Origin of the sequence: Labrenzia sp. THAF82, assembly GCF_009363435.1 — a bacterium.
Classification (GTDB): domain Bacteria; phylum Pseudomonadota; class Alphaproteobacteria; order Rhizobiales; family Stappiaceae; genus Roseibium; species Roseibium porphyridii.
In genome coordinates, this window is record NZ_CP045354.1 from 3,133,982 (window position 1) to 3,151,923 (window position 17,942).

At 53.3% G+C, this 17,942-nt stretch carries 23 protein-coding genes; 20 read left to right on the top strand and 3 right to left on the bottom strand.

All coding sequences use genetic code 11. The features are described 5' to 3' along the window. The first annotated feature begins 3 nt into the window (after window positions 1-3). From FIV00_RS14795 to mgtE, 11 genes are all read left to right on the top strand, one after another. Entirely contained in the window at window positions 4-240 is a 237-nt protein-coding gene (locus tag FIV00_RS14795) for a hypothetical protein (protein ID WP_152501468.1), read from the top strand. Window positions 241-1,082: 842 nt separating this feature from the next. Continuing rightward, complete coding sequence (locus FIV00_RS14800; RefSeq protein ID WP_152501469.1) at window positions 1,083-1,358, top strand: hypothetical protein; 276 nt, start codon at window positions 1,083-1,085, stop codon at window positions 1,356-1,358. A gap of 10 nt (window positions 1,359-1,368) precedes the next feature. Then, complete coding sequence (locus tag FIV00_RS14805; protein WP_152501470.1) at window positions 1,369-1,620, top strand: hypothetical protein; 252 nt, start codon at window positions 1,369-1,371, stop codon at window positions 1,618-1,620. Further along, window positions 1,613-2,122, top strand: a complete 510-nt coding sequence (locus FIV00_RS14810) for a hypothetical protein (RefSeq protein WP_152501471.1) — start codon at window positions 1,613-1,615, stop codon at window positions 2,120-2,122. The genes FIV00_RS14805 and FIV00_RS14810 overlap by 8 nt, the downstream gene beginning before the upstream one ends. A 1,043-nt stretch (window positions 2,123-3,165) precedes the next feature. Then, window positions 3,166-4,098: a TAXI family TRAP transporter solute-binding subunit gene (locus FIV00_RS14815; protein WP_152501472.1), complete on the top strand. Its 933-nt coding sequence runs from the start codon at window positions 3,166-3,168 to the stop codon at window positions 4,096-4,098. A gap of 51 nt (window positions 4,099-4,149) precedes the next feature. Continuing rightward, window positions 4,150-6,039 (top strand): TRAP transporter fused permease subunit, encoded by a 1,890-nt coding sequence (locus FIV00_RS14820; RefSeq protein WP_209006933.1) that lies wholly within the window; start codon window positions 4,150-4,152, stop codon window positions 6,037-6,039. Beyond that, window positions 6,039-6,620, top strand: a complete 582-nt coding sequence (locus FIV00_RS14825; RefSeq protein WP_152501473.1) for a cupin domain-containing protein — start codon at window positions 6,039-6,041, stop codon at window positions 6,618-6,620. Before FIV00_RS14820 ends, FIV00_RS14825 begins: the two co-directional genes overlap by 1 nt. A gap of 254 nt (window positions 6,621-6,874) precedes the next feature. Further along, window positions 6,875-7,288, top strand: coding sequence for an ankyrin repeat domain-containing protein (locus FIV00_RS14830; RefSeq protein ID WP_209006934.1), 414 nt, complete (start codon window positions 6,875-6,877; stop codon window positions 7,286-7,288). A 195-nt stretch (window positions 7,289-7,483) separates the two neighbouring features. Continuing rightward, entirely contained in the window at window positions 7,484-8,062 is a 579-nt protein-coding gene (locus FIV00_RS14835) for a hypothetical protein (protein WP_152501474.1), read from the top strand. Window positions 8,063-8,117: 55 nt separating this feature from the next. Continuing rightward, window positions 8,118-8,441: a hypothetical protein gene (locus tag FIV00_RS14840; protein WP_152501475.1), complete on the top strand. Its 324-nt coding sequence runs from the start codon at window positions 8,118-8,120 to the stop codon at window positions 8,439-8,441. A 180-nt stretch (window positions 8,442-8,621) separates the two neighbouring features. Further along, window positions 8,622-10,037 carry a magnesium transporter gene (gene mgtE / locus FIV00_RS14845; RefSeq protein WP_152501476.1) on the top strand — a complete coding sequence of 472 codons (1,416 nt, stop codon included), beginning with the start codon at window positions 8,622-8,624 and terminating at the stop codon, window positions 10,035-10,037. A 75-nt stretch (window positions 10,038-10,112) separates the two neighbouring features. Here the strand turns inward: mgtE and FIV00_RS14850 are convergent, their stop codons facing one another. Continuing rightward, window positions 10,113-10,553 carry a DUF1330 domain-containing protein gene (locus FIV00_RS14850; protein WP_152501477.1) on the bottom strand — a complete coding sequence of 147 codons (441 nt, stop codon included), beginning with the start codon at window positions 10,551-10,553 and terminating at the stop codon, window positions 10,113-10,115. Between the two features lie 49 nt (window positions 10,554-10,602). Between FIV00_RS14850 and FIV00_RS14855 the strand changes: the two genes are divergently transcribed. Further along, the gene (locus tag FIV00_RS14855) at window positions 10,603-11,208 is read left to right on the top strand and encodes a TetR/AcrR family transcriptional regulator (protein WP_173006001.1); all 606 of its coding nucleotides are present in this window, start codon (window positions 10,603-10,605) and stop codon (window positions 11,206-11,208) included. Window positions 11,209-11,237: 29 nt separating this feature from the next. Here FIV00_RS14855 and FIV00_RS30290 read toward each other — a convergent pair whose 3' ends face one another. Beyond that, window positions 11,238-11,966, bottom strand: a complete 729-nt coding sequence (locus FIV00_RS30290) for a MarR family winged helix-turn-helix transcriptional regulator (protein ID WP_152501479.1) — start codon at window positions 11,964-11,966, stop codon at window positions 11,238-11,240. Between the two features lie 143 nt (window positions 11,967-12,109). On the opposite strand from FIV00_RS30290, the gene FIV00_RS14865 reads away from it, so the two are divergent. Next, window positions 12,110-12,535: an organic hydroperoxide resistance protein gene (locus FIV00_RS14865; RefSeq protein WP_152501480.1), complete on the top strand. Its 426-nt coding sequence runs from the start codon at window positions 12,110-12,112 to the stop codon at window positions 12,533-12,535. Between the two features lie 42 nt (window positions 12,536-12,577). Here the strand turns inward: FIV00_RS14865 and FIV00_RS14870 are convergent, their stop codons facing one another. Then, complete coding sequence (locus FIV00_RS14870; RefSeq protein WP_152501481.1) at window positions 12,578-13,390, bottom strand: hypothetical protein; 813 nt, start codon at window positions 13,388-13,390, stop codon at window positions 12,578-12,580. A 341-nt stretch (window positions 13,391-13,731) separates the two neighbouring features. On the opposite strand from FIV00_RS14870, the gene FIV00_RS14875 reads away from it, so the two are divergent. The 7 genes from FIV00_RS14875 (at window position 13,732) to FIV00_RS14905 (ending at window position 17,917) form a co-directional block, all read left to right on the top strand. Continuing rightward, on the top strand, window positions 13,732-14,157 hold the full coding sequence (locus FIV00_RS14875) for a VOC family protein (RefSeq protein WP_152501482.1): 426 nt from the start codon (window positions 13,732-13,734) through the stop codon (window positions 14,155-14,157). A 57-nt stretch (window positions 14,158-14,214) separates the two neighbouring features. Continuing rightward, window positions 14,215-14,925, top strand: a complete 711-nt coding sequence (locus tag FIV00_RS14880) for a GH25 family lysozyme (protein WP_152501483.1) — start codon at window positions 14,215-14,217, stop codon at window positions 14,923-14,925. Between the two features lie 89 nt (window positions 14,926-15,014). Next, window positions 15,015-15,416 (top strand): MerR family DNA-binding transcriptional regulator, encoded by a 402-nt coding sequence (locus tag FIV00_RS14885; RefSeq protein ID WP_152501484.1) that lies wholly within the window; start codon window positions 15,015-15,017, stop codon window positions 15,414-15,416. Further along, window positions 15,417-15,860: a PaaI family thioesterase gene (locus tag FIV00_RS14890; protein ID WP_152501485.1), complete on the top strand. Its 444-nt coding sequence runs from the start codon at window positions 15,417-15,419 to the stop codon at window positions 15,858-15,860. 1 nt (window position 15,861) lies between these two features. After that, window positions 15,862-16,314: an N-acetyltransferase family protein gene (locus tag FIV00_RS14895; protein ID WP_371419575.1), complete on the top strand. Its 453-nt coding sequence runs from the start codon at window positions 15,862-15,864 to the stop codon at window positions 16,312-16,314. A 24-nt stretch (window positions 16,315-16,338) separates the two neighbouring features. Next, window positions 16,339-17,511, top strand: coding sequence for an isovaleryl-CoA dehydrogenase (locus tag FIV00_RS14900; protein WP_152501486.1), 1,173 nt, complete (start codon window positions 16,339-16,341; stop codon window positions 17,509-17,511). 22 nt (window positions 17,512-17,533) lie between these two features. Continuing rightward, on the top strand, window positions 17,534-17,917 hold the full coding sequence (locus FIV00_RS14905) for a cupin domain-containing protein (protein ID WP_152501487.1): 384 nt from the start codon (window positions 17,534-17,536) through the stop codon (window positions 17,915-17,917). Window positions 17,918-17,942: the final 25 nt, after the last annotated feature.

Below are 17,942 nucleotides of genomic sequence, written 5' to 3' on the forward strand. Positions count from 1 at the left end.
TCAATGCGTTGGCTGTCTGACGAAGCTGAAAAGACCTATCTGAGTATGCAGGAAAACCTTGAAGCGGATCTGCGCAGGCACCTTAAGAGCGACGATCAATCTGCTACAGCAGCAGCTCACCGCGCATCGAAGGCGGTTCAAGCAGAAGCTCGCGCAATCAGAGATGCCCATATCAAGGCGATGGCTGATTTCGCTGCGCGGTACTCGATACCAGATCCAATAAAAGTTTGTGACTCATAAGGAGCCGATCAGGATGAAAGCGGTTGATTGGAATGAGGTGGTCTGGCGTCGGTTTGGCCGACGTCATGAGAAACCCTGCCTTCGTCCTGAGGTTCTGACGTGCGCCCTCTGGGAGTGTCAGAAAGCTGGCTGCTGCCAAGCCGAAAAGAGCATGTCGCTCGGCACTGGTGCGCAGATACTCGAATTTAAGCGTGACTCATAGGGAGCGGACATGCAGATCTATTATCTCCCTGGTCTGTTTGGCGAGCATGGGAGTGCCGCCCTGCGCTTTGGCCCTTGGATACTGCTTTTGAAAGCACCTTGGTGTCGCCCGCTTTTCTCTGAGCGCTACGGGTACAAGCCTCATTACGGGTTATTCGGTTGGCGTTGCCGATTGCAGCGGTTCGACAAAATAGTTAGTGACTCATAAGGAGCGATTTGCAGGATAGCGGCGTGGAAAGCTCAAGACACGCAGCGAGTGCTTGAAAGCGATATGAGGCGCCAATCTACAAAGGCCACGTGGTGCGGAATCCTCATTACCAAGGTCTTGCATGACAGCGACCCCAGCGCCGGTCAGATAAGCCGGAGGAGCTGAACCCGAGGGGTGTCTAGCAGGTGTAGCGGCCTGCCTATCCTGCAAATCGCTTTGAAATTCAACAATCACTCAATAGGAGGCGAGGCCGTGAAAGAGGAATGCGGAAACTGTCATTTCTATCTCCCAAATACCGGAAGCTTCTGGGTGTGTGAAAACGGTCAGAGACATCAGACCGGGCTTTGTCGGCGCTTTCCGCAAACGATTGACAAATGTCACGACGACAGGTGTGGCGAGTTTCAAAAATCGGAACAGTGCTGAGGAGGTGAAGATGTCTGAAAATGCTGCTGACTGGTTCACGTTAACTGGTCTCATTACAACGTTGTGCGGAGCTGCCGTCGCTTCTATTGGTTCATTTATGTCGAAGGGTGAGGCGCTGAATGTTGGCGTTGCGAAATGGGCCGATGAGAGTGACGACGTGAATCTAAAGTCACCAATGGTTCAGAGCCTCTTATCGACTTCAAAATTGACGGGTTGGGGTCTGGTGTTTGTCGGCCTGGGAACACTTTTTCAGGCCATTCCTCTTCTTATGAAAATTGCCAGCTGAGGAGCGGACCGTGCCGATTTCGTTGAAAGACTACGAAAAAGTGGAATCTGGACATTCCAAGATAACCGGCACCTGCAAATATTGCGAGGCCTCCGTCTTGGACGGTGTGGAGTTTTGTGAGGAATGCGCAACGGCACCGAAGGAAATATCCGTATCAAGGTGCTACGGTGAGGACGGCTATGATGTTTTTCCTTCGGTGCCGAGCAGCGGTGTCTTTACTTATGTTCGGGCGGATCTTGTTGAAAAAATGAAAGATGAATAAGGAGCGGATCGGTCAGTTGAATAAGATTGACGGAGCAAGCGCACTAGGATGGTACAATTTCGCCCATTCATATTGGGCTTCGGCGGTCGCGCTTGAGATCGCCGAACTTAAGGTTACACACCCGGATGGGCCGGTTAACTTTGCGTATTATCACGCGATTGAACTCTTTTTGAAATCCTTTTTAGTTCATAAAGGTTGCGCAGCAAAAGATCTAAGAAGGCTGGGTCACAGTCTTACCGACATTGCAAAACGGGCTCAGGAGTTGGGGCTTGAAATGGAAGCGCTTGACTTTGAAGTTTTGAAGTTAGCTGATCCTAACTTCATGCCTTCGAGGTACTTGAGGGTTGGCCGGTTTAGTCGACCACAAACTATTGCGCTTTGGGGGATGTGTTCCGTGTTGTTTGATCAGGTAGGCGACATATTACGCGCTGATCAAGTTATGCTACGAGAGTTGGAGCGGCCAACTAATCCCAGATTTGAGTGCGAAGCTGAAGGTGAATAGAGAACGTGCTCACTATTCGCTTTTTTTGGTGAGGCCCAAATACAGCTCTCTATGGTTTCGGTAGGGATAGACGGGTCGCGCTTCGATCACTGACATTCCGCAACGTGGGCACCGCCAATGTGGCCGACGCTTTGGAAGGTCTATGACCTTTTCCCAATCTTCAAATCCCTCAAAGCCGACATCCTCGACATAGGCGCAGGAAATGCAGTGCAATTCTATGCTCCTGCAATTCTCCCGCGCCCATGCAATGGATATAGGGTCAAAGCTCTGATTCCGGCTCATACCTTAAGGCTAGCCGATAAAGTGCAGCACGTCCTATTGCTGACCAAGTTTTGTCAGGTCGAGCGGTTTACCGTCCTGAAATTCAGGTGGGATGTCGTTTGTTTTTTCTGTCGTTGCCGTCGAGCATGCAGTGAGAAACAAAATCGTTAGGTATGTGAAAGGGTATGCAAGACTTTTGATTTTAAGCGATGACATAACAAAAGACATAACAAAAGACATAACATCTCTCCTGTCTGTCTGGTGCGGTCATTGAAATTAAAGCGCTTTTTGTTTTATTCGAGTCTTCTCGACCGCACCAAAGACAATCAGACTACTGATTGATGAATAGGCGTCCTTCGGGGCGCCTTTTTGGTTTTTGTGCCGGTTGCAGGCAAGGCGCACGCCATTTTCAGACCGGGTCTCTCAAAAGCATTGTTCAGACATTTGCCAGTCAATGTGTGACGGTTGGTGAAGCACAGCCGTTGCGATGGAGTGAACAAGGTTTTGAATGACGCCAGCGTGCGAGCAGGTTTCTCGGAACCGCCGATTGATGGGATCTCAGCGGAAACTTCTGTGTTCTCGGTCATGCCTTGAAAACATGCCATCTCTCTCAACCAATCTGCGGCACGAGTACCCAATTTGATTTGCACGCATTGGCGTGAATGTTCGGAAGCCAGAATGATCTGAAAACCTTCTTTTTATGAAAAAAGATTATAATATCGATTTTTTTGAATTACTTGCTAAAATACCGTAATAATGGTTTCGGTACCAGGGAGGATTTCATGATCAAATCACTGAAGACATTCGTGGCTGTTGCCGCGGTTTCGCTGATCAGTTCTGCAGCGGTTGCGGAAGAGTTGCGCATTGGCACTGCGTCGCTGGGTGGCGCGTTTTACCCCATGGGACAAAGCATCTCCAATGTCGTCAACAAGCATGCGGGCGAGGGGATTTCGATGGTTCCGATCGTGACCGGCGGTTCGGTGCAGAACCCCAATCTGATCGCTTCGGGTGAGGTCGAAATTGCTATCACGAACAACAATCTTGCGGTGCTTGCGACAAAAGGGGCTGGACCTTACAAGGCGGCTGGACCGATAGATATTGGCGCCGTGGCTGCACTCCATCCGTCCGTGTTGCACATGATGGTACTTGCCGACAGCGACATCCAGACGCTTGAGGACCTGAAGGGCAAGCGCGTTGCAGTTGGTCCGGCCGGTGGCGGGACGCTAGGATTTGTGAACTTTCTGTTCCCTCTGCATGGCATGTCCATCGATGACATCACGCCCAGCTTCGTCTCCTATTCTGACGGTTTCAGCCAGCTCACCGATGGCACGGTGGATGCCACGCTGGCACTTTCCGGATTTCCGGCAGGCGCGGTGATGCAGGCAACAGCTGGCGCAGATCTCCGGTTCATTTCTTTCTCTGAAGGAATGCTGGACAAGGCGCTTGAAGCAAATGGAGCATTTGTTGCTGTTGAAGTGCCAGCCGATGTTTATGGCACAGCTGAGCCTGGCACTGTGATCGGGGTGAACAACATGCTGATTGCCCCCAATGACATGGATGCTGCGACCGTTCAGGCAGTGACCTCGGCAATTTTCGAGAACCTTGATGAACTGAAAGCAGAAAACGCCAACGCGCGTCAGATCGATCCGGCGATGTCGTTGAACTTGGCGATCCCGCTGCATCCGGGCGCCAAGGCGTATTTCGACAGCAAGTAGTCACCCACCGATGGTTGGGGGGATGCGCCCCCAACCGGTCAGGATCCAGCTTTGACTTGGCTATCCCGCTATTTGACCGTGCAAAACGGCGTCTTTGCCGCTGGCTTTGCGCTTGGCGCTTATCATCTACTCGTCGTGTCGGGCGTGATTGCAATCTCGACCATGCCGATGCGCGTGACGCATGTGATGCTTGCGCTTTCACTGTTGTTCGTCATCAAACCGGCGAGCCAGAAACTGGCAGGAACAAAGGTCAATGCCGTCTTGACCGTCCTGTTGGTTGCTGCGGCGGTCGGGGCAAGCGTTTGGATGTTGATGCGCTGGAAAGCGATTGCGTTCAGTGGTGGAATAACCACCGACACCGATTTTGCTGCCGGTGTGGTGCTGCTTATCATCGTCTTTGAGGCTGCCCGGCGCGGGATCGGGCTGATCCTGGCCGCAATCACATTCGTTTTCTTTCTCTACCCTTTTGCCGCGCCTTATTTACCGGGAGTGCTGGAAGGACGTGGCTCAACGTTGGAACGGATCGTTGTAGTCCTGACGACAGATACTGCCGGTATTTATGGTATTCCGGTCGGTGTGGCCGCGACCTATATCATCGTCTTCACGATATTTGGGGCGCTCCTGTCGAATTTTGGCGCGGGCGACTTCTTCTTTCAATTGTCGGTGCGCAGCACGCGCGGCCTTCGAGCTGCGTCCGCCAAAGCTGCTGTTTTGTTCTCGACGCTTATCGGCATGGTCAGCGGGTCGGCTGCGGGCAATGTTGCGGTTACGGGAACCGTGACGATCCCGATCATGAAGCGCGAAGGCTATGCGCCTCATCAGGCTGCCTCGATCGAAGCTGTTGCCTCTACAGGGGGGCAGATCATGCCACCGGTGATGGGAGCGGCGGCGTTCATCATGGCCGAGATCGTGGGCGTGCCATACACCTCTGTGATGGCAGCTGCGATCTTGCCGGCACTTTTGTTCTTTGGATCAGCCTTCGTGGTCGTTCACCTGCAGGCAGTAAAATCCGGGATCGCGCCGAACACGAGCACAACAACAAGCGAAGAGCCGCTATCGAGGGCGTTGCTGAAGGGAGCGCCGTTCATAGCGGCCTTTGGCACACTGATCACGATGATGCTGATGGGTTATTCGCCGTTCATGGCCTCTCTCTGGGCGATGCTGGTCCTGATTGTCGGTGACGTCGTTCGCAATCGTAAAATCGACATGGAATTTGCCTGGAAAATCGTCACTTCCATTTCCGAAGGCGCACGCTCGGTGGTCACTATTTCAGCCGCCTGTGCAGCCGCGGGGATCATTGCCGGTGTCCTTGGTGTGACAGGGCTTGGATCGAAGATCGCCACGCTGATCGATCTGGCTTCCGGCGGTTATCTTCTTCTGGCGTTGTTCTTCACCATGGTGACGTCCATCATTCTCGGGATGGGGTTGCCGACCACGGCGGCTTACCTGATCCTGGCAACAGTTGTCGCGCCAGCCCTTGTGAAACTGGGCGTGCCCGTCCTAACAGCGCATTTCTTTGTGTTTTACTATGGATGCATCTCAACCATTACACCGCCTGTGGCCCTTGCTTCCTATGTGGCAGGAGGCATTGCCGGAGCAGATGTCAACAAGGTTGGCTGGACTGCGGCAAGCTACGCGGCGACCTCCTTTGTTCTGCCGTTTGCGTTTGTTTATGGCCCCGGGCTTTTGATGAACGCGTCCTTGGTTGCCAATGCAGCCGCAGTCGTCACTGCTGCAATCGGCACCTTCGCTATTGCGGTTGCCATCATTGGAACACTCAGCCGGCCATTGTCAGCATCAGCTCGCGCTTTGGCCGCTGCTGCAGGACTCTGCCTTTTGTTCCAGGGGTGGCTCAGCGCAGTCATCGGAATTCTATTGTTCCTTGCGGTTGTCGCAATAGACCGCACTCAATCTGCAACCTCAAATCCAAAGAGAACCTGATGCAGCACAGAGAGTTTCGGCGCGTTGTCACCGGACATGATGCCAACGGCACCGCCATTGTCGAGAGCGATGAGATCGCAACCCAGGTCCTTGAGCGGCCAAACCGCCCGGGTGTACGTCTCACAAATTTCTGGCTGACCGATCAGACCCCGGCCGAATATGACGGACGGACCGAGACATGCACGGGACCGTTCATTTTGCATCCTCCCAAGGATGGCACGGTTTTTCGCTGTGTCGAATTCATGCCGGAAGACCCTGAGGTGATGGCAAAGCTCTCTAGCGAGGATGGTGCTGCTGCCTTTGCGGAGATGGGGGCGGGTGCCAATGTCGTGCAAGGAGGGCGTCATCCATGGATGCACCGCACCGATTCAGTGGACTATGGGATCGTTCTGTCCGGTGAGATCTGGATGTTGATGGATGAAGAAAAAGAGGATGTTCATCTCAAGGCCGGTGATGTGGTTGTACAACGTGGAACCAATCACGCCTGGGCGAACCGCGGCACGGAGCCGTGTACGATCATGTTCATTCTGATCGATGGCGTCACAAAGGCCGGTGAAGGAAAGGGTATTCCGCCACGCTGACGGCATGAATGGGGCGGCTTTCCTCTGTGCAGTGCCAACTTACGCTCAGAAGTTCCCCTGAACGACATTTGTGCGGGTCAACGCAATTGAGCAAGCTGAGACCTCCACCGGAGTGCAGTCCTGCGGCGAAAGACCGGCAAGGGCGAGCTCAAAAACACGCGTCAGTTCGATAGAAATGCGATCACAAGATTCACGTTGTGAAAAGGATTGCCCGCTTATGGCATAAGAAGGGCCATGACAATGAGGTGTGTTCTGTGGGCAAGAAATTGAAACGGAGGCAGTCGCTGGATGAAATCCTGGCGTCATGTTCCGATACGCTTTTCCCCGCCGAGCTTGGCGTTGCGCCCGTGACGGTCGATAGCCGCGATGCCGATGGGGATACGCCTCTTCATGTGTTGGCTCGACGTGGCAACAACTATGGCATTGAAAGGCTGATTGAGGCAGGCGCTGACGTCAATGCGGTCGGAGACATGTCGGAGACGCCGCTCCATATCGCCTTGCATAAGAGAAACATTGTTGCGGTTGAGCTGCTTCTCAATGCAGGCGCAGGTGTCTCGTTGGTCTCGGAATTCGGCCAATCACCACAGGATATCGCAAATGATCTCGGCAGTGAGTTTAGAGCCTTGCTGAGGCGAAAAGCCGGAGCCAAGCCTGCCTACCAGGAGTGACAAGGTTTTGGTCCTGATGCGATGCCGCGCTTTGCCGTCAATGTGAACGGGTTGTCTGCCTTCAAAGACGCATTGTGGCGAATGACCATCGCAGCTACATTCTTGCCCGGTTTTGGTGACAGGCTTGCTCGTGTCGAGCTTCTCTCTTCACTGGGCCGTCAAGGTCACTTAAAAACACTTTTTTAGGAGGCCGTTATGTTCAAATCTGTTTCTGGAACAGTTCTTTCTCTTATTGTTGCTGTTTCCTCATTAGCCTTCTCCAAGCATGTTGGTGCCGAGACAAAGACGATAGCACCCAGCGCCGTTTCAGGCATGGTGACCGCTCCCGTTGACGGCGACATCTATCGCTACAAGGCGGTGCTGGCAGACAGTGAAGAGGGAGCTGATCTCTACATATTTACGGATGCGGGAGACGGTTGGACACAAAACGTCTATGCAAAGGACATTGTCTGGCGGGGTGGTATCGGCCAAGAACCCTGGATCGAGGCGACCGAGAAAGGTGCTCTCAAGGTCTATTCGGAAAACATTTCAATAGGGCGCAATCGTTGGGAACAGATCCTGACCATAGCCTATCGCAAGGGTCGGTTTCTGGTCGCCGGATACACCTATACCTATTACGATACGCTTGATCCGGACAGTAACGGCATTTGCGATGTCAATTTGCTGACCGGCAAAGGCGAGCTGAATAACAAGACCTTTCGAACGAGTTTGAAAGCGCTGCCGGTTGGGGAGTGGACAATGGATACCCGTCCGTCCGAATGCGATGAAAACTAAGCTTGGGTGTCCAACCACCTTCCCAGGTCCATTGTCTTTGAAAGAAGAAGCTTAAATGCACTCAAAGCGGATGCGGCGATCTCTGACACTTTGGCTGATCTTGCTGACAGGCCTCGCGGAAGGATCAACAGCGATTGCTCAAAGCCTCTCGACCAATCCAGGGCGTTTCGGTGCGATGACGTGTCAGCAACTCTGGTATGTGGAGCAGGAAGTTCTGGCTGAAGGGCGTGTGTGTTTGAAAACGGAAAGGGCGCGACGCGCATTCAGTCGGGCAGAGCGTTGTATTTCAGATGATGAAGACATTTTGCCGACAAGGGCGCGAGGTTATCTGGAGACCCTCAGAGAGGTTGCGAGAGGCAAGAACTGCCGTGGCTTTTAAGGCTGTTAAGACCTGCTGCTGAAAATGTCTTTTCTCGCCGAGCGGCCTGGGAAGTTCTATCCAAGTCTGTGGACCGGCTGAGTTTTTGCGGTAGCGCTTTGTGCCGTCTGACGCTAGTTCTTGACGACAGTGCGGCGCTGGGCGTTGCGGGCAGTTCGTCTGAGGAGTGGGAGGCGCCGGATGAGTGAAGCAGCTGAGCTTGACGTTCGAACCACGCCCGATCCTGTCATTCCCGTTCGCGACGAGGAAGAACGCCTCAATCCTGACTTCATCGTTGCTGTCGAAGCCGCCATCAAGGCGCATGATACGTATGGCCTGAGACAGCTTGCAGGCGACTTGCACGAGGCCGATACAGGCGACCTGCTTGAGACGCTGAACGGCGATGACCGTGCGGAATTCATTCAACTGCTCGGAGATGAATTCGACTATACGGCACTGACCGAGACCGACGAGGCCGTGCGCCTGCAAGTGTTGGAAGACCTGCCGCACGAGGTTATCGCGGAAGGTCTGGAAGATCTCGATTCAGACGATGCCGTCTACATTCTGGAAGACCTCGATGAGGACGACCAGGCGGCAATTCTGGAAGAGCTGCCATACGCCGACAGAGCCCAGCTGAAAAAGGCGCTTGATTATCCCGAAGACAGTGCCGGACGGCGCATGCAGAGCGAATTCATCGCGGTGGCGCAGTTCTGGACCGTCGGTCAGACCATCGACTACATGCGCGAAGCCCGGGACCTTCCAGACAGCTTTTATGAAATCTATGTCGTTGATCCGGCGTTCAAAATGCTTGGGTCAGTTCACCTGGACAAGATCCTGCGGACCAAGCGGGCGCGGAAGGTGACGGAGATCATGGAAGAGAGTCGCCAGGCGGTTCTTGCGACCGAGGATCAGGAGGAAGTTGCCAGGCGGTTCGAGCGCTACAATCTAGTTTCCTCGGCAGTGGTGGATGAAAATGACCGACTGGTCGGCGTGCTGACGGTTGATGACATTGTCGACGTCATTCAGGAGGAGGCAGAAGAAGACCTTCGAGCGTTGGCGGGCGTTGGCGATGAGGAAATCTCAGATGATGTGGTCACCATTGCGCGCTCGCGTCTCGCCTGGCTGGTTGTCAATCTTGGAACCGCGGTTCTGGCATCTGTGGTGATCGCACTGTTTGAAGAGACGATCGAGGCCATGGTTGCTCTTGCCGTTCTGATGCCCATTGTGGCATCCATGGGTGGGAATGCCGGAACGCAGACCATGACCGTTGCGGTGCGCGGTATTGCCACTCAGGAGCTCAGCGCCCGAAATCTTCTTCGCGTTCTCAATCGTGAAATCCTTGTGAGCGCAGTCAATGGATTGGCATTGGCTGTGCTTATCGGCATCACAGCCTGGCTCTGGTTTGCCAGTCCAGGTCTGGGGATCGTGATCGCCGGCGCAATCATCATAAACATGTTGTTTGCCGGACTTTCCGGCCTGTTGATCCCGATTGTACTCGACCGGATGAATGTCGACCCGGCAATTGCATCGAGCGTTTTCGTCACCACCGTGACGGACGTTGTTGGCTTCTTTGCTTTTCTCGGGATTGCAGCGCTGTGGTTCGGGCTGCCGCTTTAGCCTTCAGTCATGCTGTTTAATCGGGGTTGCGATCGGCAGAAAAGGCTGCGTTCGTTCGAGCGCAGCCTTTCTCTCTCAGTCACCGCATACCAGGACTTTCTGGCGTTCGCAGGCGGCCGTGCGGTGGTGAAATGCGCCGCGATAGGTTTCGTCGGAATAGAGCGCGATCAACGCATCGAGGTTCGGATAGGACCCGATGGCGATCAGGTCCCAGTCTTCGTCTTCACCCATGAACATTCCCTGATAGGGGCCAACGTATAGGAAGTTCCCGCCAGCTCGCTCCATGGCCGGCATGCTGACAGAAGCATAGTCTGAAAAGGCCTCCTGACCGGTCGACCCGGTTTGGCCCTCGGAATATTTGGCTTTGGGCCGTAATTTGAAGAAGTTGATCAGGGTGACGGGGTGATCGGCTGGCCTATCCAGGAGTTGAGACCATTGGTTTTCGGTTGGGCAAGCACCGTCGCTGCCCGATCCATACCAGGACGTGAATTGAGTTACCTGTTGGTTGACGTTCATGTGCAATCTCCATAACTTTACATGTGTCAAATTGCAGGAAACTTTACACGTGTCAAGTCAATCTAGGGTGCAGAGAACCCGCACTGAAATTCTCGACAGCGCCTGGACTCTGATTTCAGAAAGGGGGGCAGAGGTCTCGGTTGCTGAAATAGCGAAGGCTTCAGACATCAGCCGTCAATCCGTCTACGACCACTTCGGCTCAAGAGGTGGGTTGATCCTGGCATTGGTGCGCAGGGCTGACGAGCGGCTTGATATCGAAGCGAAATTGTTTTCTGCGTTCAAGACAGCGGACCCTGAAGAACGCCTGAAGGCAACCATCAGTGTCTGGATCCAGTTTGTTCAGGAAATATTTCCCGTTGCGACCGATCTGATACGCCTCAGAGCGACCGACGAAGACGCTTCTCTTGCGTGGGAGGACCGGATGTCGGAACTGCGCGAATGGCTGCTTGAACTCACGCGAACCCTGGAACAAGACAGGGCTTTGCAACCGACCTGGTCCGCCAAGGAAGCCTCAGAGTATTTGTGGGCGTCTTTCAGTGTTCAGATGTGGGGACTGCTGACGCAGGATTGCGGTTGGCAAAGGGGAGTTGCTCAAGACGTTCTGATACGAACGATTTGTCAGGCCTTGTTGCGCCCGACAACAAAGCCTGTCTGATATTCCGAGAGCAGACTTCCTGAAAGATGTCAGGAGCTTGTGTCATTGCCGCGCAAGTTGTCTCGTAGCCTCATGACCCTGGACTGAAGATCTGTTATTTCTTCAAGATTCAAGCCTGTTGACGCGAAAATGCACGAACCGAAATGTTCGGTTTTTTTCTCAAGAGCGCGTCCCTTGCGCGTCAATTTCAGAATGACCTGACGTTCGTCCTTGACGTTGCGTGTCCGGGTGACCAGTCCCATGGCTTCAAGCCGTTTCAGCAGCGGGGTCAGCGTGTTGGTGTCAAGCTGAAGTTTAGCTGTGATGGCTCCGACCGGTACATTGTTGGTTTCCCAGAGCACCGTCATTGCAAGAAACTGCGGATATGTAAGTCCGATTTCCTTCAGCAGTGACTTGTAGACGCCGTGCATGGCGTGATTGGCCGAATAGAGCGCGAAGCAAATGTATTTGTCGAGCGTGATTGGGTCGCTTCTGATGGGATCGTTTGCGACAGGAGTCGGTTCGTCAGAAGTGTGCGGCAGGCCGTTGCTTCCGGCCGTTTCTTGCAGGTCGCGGGCCGGGGAGCTCTCGCTGTTTTCCTGCTGAGGCCCTGCAGACTTTTCCGCGATGTCTTCGCGTTTCTTTTTTGATTCTTTGGCGTTTTTCGGTTGCGCTTTTTTCTTGGAAGAAGGCGCTTTCTTTTTTGGTTTTTTGGTCTCTTCAGCTGCAGTCATTCCGATTGCATCCAGAAGAGACATCTGGTCGGTCGTTTCGTTCATGTGCGGTTTATAAATCGTGCGCGATATGATCGCAAGCTGTTGACGACATGTGTCATTGCCTATATGTGCATAAATTATATCGTGCACGATTAAAACGTTTGCGATATTAATATTCAAGTCTTGCTAATCAAAGGTACGAGCAGATGACAGTGGAAGTTCTCTATGAAACCAAAGCGCAGGCGACAGGCGGACGTGACGGATCCGCGAAGACATTGAACGGGTCCTTCGAAGTCAAGCTTGCAACACCGAAGGAGCTTGGCGGTGCAGGGGGGGCGGGAAACAATCCTGAAGAACTTTTTGCCGCAGGCTACGCCGCATGTTTCATCGGCGCGATGAAGTTTGTCGGCGGGCAGGACAAGATTGCGATCCCTGCCGAAACCGCAATCACCTCAACGGTGGGTATAGGTCCGCGTTCAGAAGGCGGATTTGGTCTTGAAGTTGCATTGGAAGTATCGCTGCCCGGTCTGGAGCGGCAAGCTGCCGAAGATCTGGTTGCGAAGGCGCACCAGGTTTGCCCCTATTCCAACGCCACCCGCAACAATATCGATGTCAAGCTGACGGTCGTCTGACGGTGCGTGGTTCACGCACTCAAAAAGCGCGCTCAAAAACAGCTATTGGGTAAGGTCTGGCCCGACCTGGTACACAAACTTTTGCCAGGACGGGTCGAGCCCTTCGATAAAGGGGTTGCTCAATCGGAAGATCCTGCGTTTGTCCAACTTGGCGAAATCAACGCTGGCCCGGTACTTTTGGTCCCAGAGTTTGAGCAACGACCCGTCCTCGTGAGCAAGATGCAATCCCTCCTGTATCCGAGCGATCAGTTCCTCGTTTTCGCTTGATGTCACGAGAAAACGTGGCAGCGGATAGTAGATAGAAACAGCCTCATCATACGCGAGGCCGTCTATTTCGAGATGGGACTGCCATTCGTTGAGGAGTTCATTTGCACCGCGCAAAAACAGATCCGAGCGACCCAGCGCGACCATTGAAAACATGGCCTCGTATTCCGCGCCTGTCCTGACCTGGAAGCCGTGATGTTCCAGAATTCGTGTATCGAGCCAGCCTAGCCCTTGAAGAACCTCAAATTCCTTGAGGTCTTCTAGCGTCCTGACTTTCGAAAGCGCCGACTTGGTTTTCTCGGACACAAAGGCGACACGATACCCAACGACGCCAAGATCCACGGGAAAGGGGATTGCGGTCAGGCTGTCCGGCAAATCATTGTTCATTGAAAACTTGATGATGAAATTTGCGTATTTGTTGTTTGAAGCATCGATCAGGGCCCGCTTCGAGTTTTGACCGACGGGCGTGTATTGGATTTTGAAGTCACCGTATTTTGCCCGAGTTTTGGTCAAGGCCAGTTCGATGACTGCGTGGTCGTATTCATATCGCTTGTCGGCGGGAGATTCAGGTCCTTGCACGGTAACGGTCATTGCCGCATGTGCTGTTGCTATCCAAGCTATTAATATGCTGATGCCGGTGAAGAGTATTGTGAAGAAGTTGACTTGTTTTCTGATCGACAAGGATATCAGACCCGATGTTTTTGAATTCAAAGCAAGAGCAACTTGCCCTTGATTCCGTCCCGTTTAAGTAAAGTTTGTCACGCACGCTGTGTGAATTGCAATTGAATTTCGTTACATAATCTTATTTGATTGTTTATTTTTTCTTGTGAATTGCATCTTGCGGTTGTTTTTGGGTTGAATATACTTGTTATCTGTCAATATTTCTACTGTCGAAATGTGCAGTGTTAAATGTCCCGGAAGGGTGGTTGTTGATGAAGAGACCCGCGATAGCTGGAATTTTGGAGACAGCAGTCTACGTTGACGACATGGATGCGGCACATGCCTTTTATTCCGAAGTTCTTGGATTGAAGCGAATGGTTGCCGGCGAGCGGCTTTATGCCTATGACGCAGGCCCGGCTCAGACACTGTTGGTGTTTCACCGGGGTCACACTGGTGATGATGTTGAAACCAGGGGCGGGACCGTGCCAGGTCACGACACCAGCGGCCATGGTCATTTCGCTTTCAAGATTGCTTCGGACGAAATGGACGCCTGGCGCCGTTATTTGCAGGAAACAGGCACGCTTATCATAAGTGAGGTCACCTGGCCTGCAGGTGGCCACAGTCTCTATTTCCGTGATCCGGACGGGAATGTTCTTGAATTGGCAAGCGCTCCGCTCTGGCCAAATTTCTTAGCATGAAATTAGGGTCTCAAGCGTATTGGTGCACATGCGTGATCGAACCAACCGGATAATGAAATGAAATTCTTGCAAGCGATTTTGCGCACGTTGTTCTACGTTGTGGTCGGCGGTGTTATTTCGATTGTCGGAGCAGCGTTTTTCTTCATGAATTGGGAACCGGATCAGGATGACTTCCCAGTGCGCGGCATTGACGTGTCCCACCATCAGGGAGCCATAGAGTGGACAAAGGTCGCGGACGATAATATCGCCTTTGCTTATATCAAGGCAAGCGAGGGTGGTGACTTCAAGGACAGCGCATTTGCCAGGAACTGGGCGGCAGCTGGGGCTGCGGGGCTTGAAAGAGGCGGATATCACTTTTTCAGTCTTTGCAAACCGGGCAAGGAGCAGGCGGACAACTTCTTGAGTGTCTTGCCGGAAGCGCCGGATATGCTCGCTCCGATGGTGGATTTGGAGTTTACCGGGAATTGTGCCCGGCGCCCGCCCGTTGAAGAAGTGCTTCGTGAAGTCAGTGATTTTGCAAACGCGGTGGAAGCGGTCGTTGGAAAGCAGGTGCTCTTTTATGCGCCGGAGGACTTCTACCGCACCTATCTGAAAGGGCAGGGCCTTAATCGCCGGCTGTGGACGCGATCCATCTGGCACTCACCAGCCTATACGCAGGATTGGACGATCTGGCAGTTCCACAACAGAGGGTCTGTTGAGGGGATATCCGGGGATGTTGATTTGAATGTCCTGAACAGCGAATTGACACTTGAAGACCTAAAGACCTAGTTGTTATCTATATGAAAAATATATCATAAAATAGATATGTTGACTTTAACGTAAAAAGGCTGAACTGTGCGCTCCAACGAGGAGCAGCCATGCAGCGCTATTTCACGATTACGCAACTGACCCAGGAATTCGACATAACCACCCGAACTTTGCGTTTTTACGAGGCGCAAGGCCTGGTGTCACCCACCAGGCGCGGACGGCAACGACTTTATACGCCTGGCGATCGAACCCGCATCAAATTGATCCTGCGTGGAAAACGCCTCGGATTTTCGCTGAATGAAATCCGGGAGATGATCGAGATGTATGCCAGTGCGCCGGGTGAGACCGGACAGCTGCGATTGCTTCTGGACAAGATTGAAGCGCGGCGCGAAGAGCTGCTGGAAAAGCAGCGCGACATCGAGTTGACCCTGTTGGAGCTGGACGAGGTGGAAGCCGGGGCTCGCACAAGGATAAGCGAACTTGGTGCCGGTGCGGCATCGGAGGACGCCTGAATGGACCTGAGACCACGAGATCCCAATTGGGAAACCCGAGTTCGCGACAGTTTCAGCGCTCAGAATTTCATGGCGTTTATCGGTGCAAGGCTTGTTCATCTTGCGCCGGGTGGTGTCGATCTTGAGTTGGACCTTGGGCCTGATCTGACGCAACAGCACGGCTATTTCCACGCTGGCGCGACATCGTCGATTGCAGACAGTGCGGCAGGGTATGCGGCCTTGACGCTTTTTCCGCCTGAAGCGGGTGTTCTGACGAGCGAGTACAAGATCAATCTGCTGAATCCTGCGGACCAACCGGTGCTGCTCGCCAGAGGCCGAGTGATCAAGCCGGGGAGAACCCTGACAATTGCGCGATCCGATGTCTACGGGCTGGACGACGGCACACAGGTGCATGTCGCCACGGGTCTTTTCACCTTGATGAGCGTCTCGGGCGTGAAAGACTGATATGATGCACACCCTGACGATCAGGCCGCTTCAGCCCGCGGATAAATCCGCCTGGCGTGCACTTTGGCTGGCCTATCTTGAATTCTATCAGCAAGACCTTGCTCCGAAGGTGACCGACGACCTGCTTGAACGGTTACTTTCCGAAAATGGCCACAGAGCATTGGTGGCCTTTGAAGGCGACACAATGGTTGGCCTAGTTCACTATCTTTTCCATGACAGCACATGGTCGTCGCAGATGACTTGCTACCTGGAAGATCTTTTCGTCGCTCCCACGCTTCGTGGAAGCGGAGCTGGCCGTAAGCTGATTGAAGCAGTCTATGCGGCAGCGGATGCCGAGCCGCGAGCAAGCGGCAATGTCTATTGGCACACACATGATCACAATGAACGCGCGCGTCTCCTCTACGATCGTATTGGCGACCTGAGCGATTTCGTCCGTTATGACCGCTCTCGATAGATCGGGAGCCAGGGAGGTAAAACAATGATCCGTAACGACTTTCCGGGATTTAACTTCGACTTGGGCGAAACTGCCGACATGCTGCGGGATACTGTCCGTTCCTATAGCCAGGATCGCATTGCACCGATGGCTGAAAAGATAGATCGCGAAGACTGGTTTCCGCGAGAGATCTGGCCGGAGATGGGAGAGCTTGGCCTGCACGGTATAACGGTCGAAGAGGAATGGGGTGGTTCGGGGCTCGGGTACCTTGAGCACTGCATCGCAATGGAAGAAGTCAGTCGGGCTTCCGCCTCGATCGGCCTGAGCTATGGAGCGCATTCCAACCTTTGTGTGAACCAGCTGCGACGTTGGGGGCGCGACGACCAAAAAAAGCGGTATCTGGAGAAACTTGTCACTGGTGAGCATCTGGGGGCACTGGCAATGTCGGAGCCGGGGGCCGGCTCAGACGTGGTGTCCATGAAATTGCGCGCTGACAAGAAGGGCGACAAATACATCCTCAATGGATCCAAGATGTGGATCACAAACGGGCCTTCGGCCGAAACAATGATCATCTATGCCAAGACGGATGCAAATGCCGGTCCGAAGGGCATCACAGCTTTTCTGGTCGAAAAAGAATTCCCGGGCTTTTCGGTCGCCCAAAAACTTGACAAGCTGGGCATGCGTGGCTCTGAAACCGGAGAATTGGTGTTTCAGGATTGTGAGGTGCCAGAAGAAAACGTGCTGGGAGAAGTCGGAAAGGGCGTCAATGTCCTGATGTCTGGCCTTGACTACGAACGCGCTGTCCTGGCCGCTGGCGCAGTCGGTATCATGCAGGCCGCAATGGATGTCGTTATCCCATATGTTCATGAACGAGAGCAGTTCGGGCAACCGATCGGGACGTTCCAGCTCGTTCAGGGCAAGGTCGCGGATATGTATGTGACCATGAACGCCACAAAGTCATATGTTTATGCGGTTGCCAAGGCCTGTGACCGCGGCGAAACAACGCGCGAAGACGCTGCTGGTGCAATCCTTTATGCTGCTGAAAATGCGACGAAAATTGCGCTGGATGCCATCCAATTGCTTGGTGGAAACGGGTATATCAACGAATATCCGACCGGCCGCTTGTTGCGCGATGCGAAACTTTATGAAATCGGAGCTGGAACTTCTGAAATCCGCCGCATGTTGATTGGCCGCGAGATCTTCAACAAAACGACCTGAGGCTTCGTCAAGGAGTGGATCAATGAAATGTACACGGTTGCCGGTCACGGCGGATGCCAAGTCTCCTGCTGGAGCCGATATCCGCTTTATCATGGATGGCCCGACCGGCAATATGATCCACTCGACGGTCCCTGCCGGTCAAATAAACAGGGCGACCAAGCACAACACAGTCAGCGAATTCTGGCACATTCTTGAGGGACAGGGACAGATCTGGCGAAAATCCGGTGCAACGGAGATTGTTGTCGATCTGGAGCCGGGCGTATCGATTGATATTCCCTCCGGGACGGCCTTTCAGTACCGCGCGACTGGTTCGGTTTCTTTGAAGTTCATTTGTATTTCGATGCCACCCTGGCCGGGAGACGATGAAGCAGAATTTGTCGATGGGGCATGGCAGCCCACAATTTGAGTATTTTGCGGGTGGTTGGATTATC

What these genes read in the sequence shown, in the direction of transcription:
- FIV00_RS14795 (WP_152501468.1), top strand. Translation starts at nt 4, where the DNA reads ATGCGTTGGCTGTCTGACGAAGCTGAAAAGACCTATCTGAGTATGCAG.
- FIV00_RS14800 (WP_152501469.1), top strand. Translation starts at nt 1,083, where the DNA reads ATGTCTGAAAATGCTGCTGACTGGTTCACGTTAACTGGTCTCATTACA.
- FIV00_RS14810 (WP_152501471.1), top strand. Translation starts at nt 1,613, where the DNA reads ATGAATAAGGAGCGGATCGGTCAGTTGAATAAGATTGACGGAGCAAGC.
- FIV00_RS14815 (WP_152501472.1), top strand. Translation starts at nt 3,166, where the DNA reads ATGATCAAATCACTGAAGACATTCGTGGCTGTTGCCGCGGTTTCGCTG.
- FIV00_RS14825 (WP_152501473.1), top strand. Translation starts at nt 6,039, where the DNA reads ATGCAGCACAGAGAGTTTCGGCGCGTTGTCACCGGACATGATGCCAAC.
- FIV00_RS14835 (WP_152501474.1), top strand. Translation starts at nt 7,484, where the DNA reads ATGTTCAAATCTGTTTCTGGAACAGTTCTTTCTCTTATTGTTGCTGTT.
- FIV00_RS14840 (WP_152501475.1), top strand. Translation starts at nt 8,118, where the DNA reads ATGCACTCAAAGCGGATGCGGCGATCTCTGACACTTTGGCTGATCTTG.
- mgtE (WP_152501476.1), top strand. Translation starts at nt 8,622, where the DNA reads ATGAGTGAAGCAGCTGAGCTTGACGTTCGAACCACGCCCGATCCTGTC.
- FIV00_RS14850 (WP_152501477.1), bottom strand. Translation starts at nt 10,553, where the DNA reads ATGAACGTCAACCAACAGGTAACTCAATTCACGTCCTGGTATGGATCG.
- FIV00_RS30290 (WP_152501479.1), bottom strand. Translation starts at nt 11,966, where the DNA reads ATGAACGAAACGACCGACCAGATGTCTCTTCTGGATGCAATCGGAATG.
- FIV00_RS14865 (WP_152501480.1), top strand. Translation starts at nt 12,110, where the DNA reads ATGACAGTGGAAGTTCTCTATGAAACCAAAGCGCAGGCGACAGGCGGA.
- FIV00_RS14870 (WP_152501481.1), bottom strand. Translation starts at nt 13,390, where the DNA reads ATGACCGTTACCGTGCAAGGACCTGAATCTCCCGCCGACAAGCGATAT.
- FIV00_RS14875 (WP_152501482.1), top strand. Translation starts at nt 13,732, where the DNA reads ATGAAGAGACCCGCGATAGCTGGAATTTTGGAGACAGCAGTCTACGTT.
- FIV00_RS14880 (WP_152501483.1), top strand. Translation starts at nt 14,215, where the DNA reads ATGAAATTCTTGCAAGCGATTTTGCGCACGTTGTTCTACGTTGTGGTC.
- FIV00_RS14885 (WP_152501484.1), top strand. Translation starts at nt 15,015, where the DNA reads ATGCAGCGCTATTTCACGATTACGCAACTGACCCAGGAATTCGACATA.
- FIV00_RS14890 (WP_152501485.1), top strand. Translation starts at nt 15,417, where the DNA reads ATGGACCTGAGACCACGAGATCCCAATTGGGAAACCCGAGTTCGCGAC.
- FIV00_RS14895 (WP_371419575.1), top strand. Translation starts at nt 15,862, where the DNA reads ATGATGCACACCCTGACGATCAGGCCGCTTCAGCCCGCGGATAAATCC.
- FIV00_RS14900 (WP_152501486.1), top strand. Translation starts at nt 16,339, where the DNA reads ATGATCCGTAACGACTTTCCGGGATTTAACTTCGACTTGGGCGAAACT.
- FIV00_RS14905 (WP_152501487.1), top strand. Translation starts at nt 17,534, where the DNA reads ATGAAATGTACACGGTTGCCGGTCACGGCGGATGCCAAGTCTCCTGCT.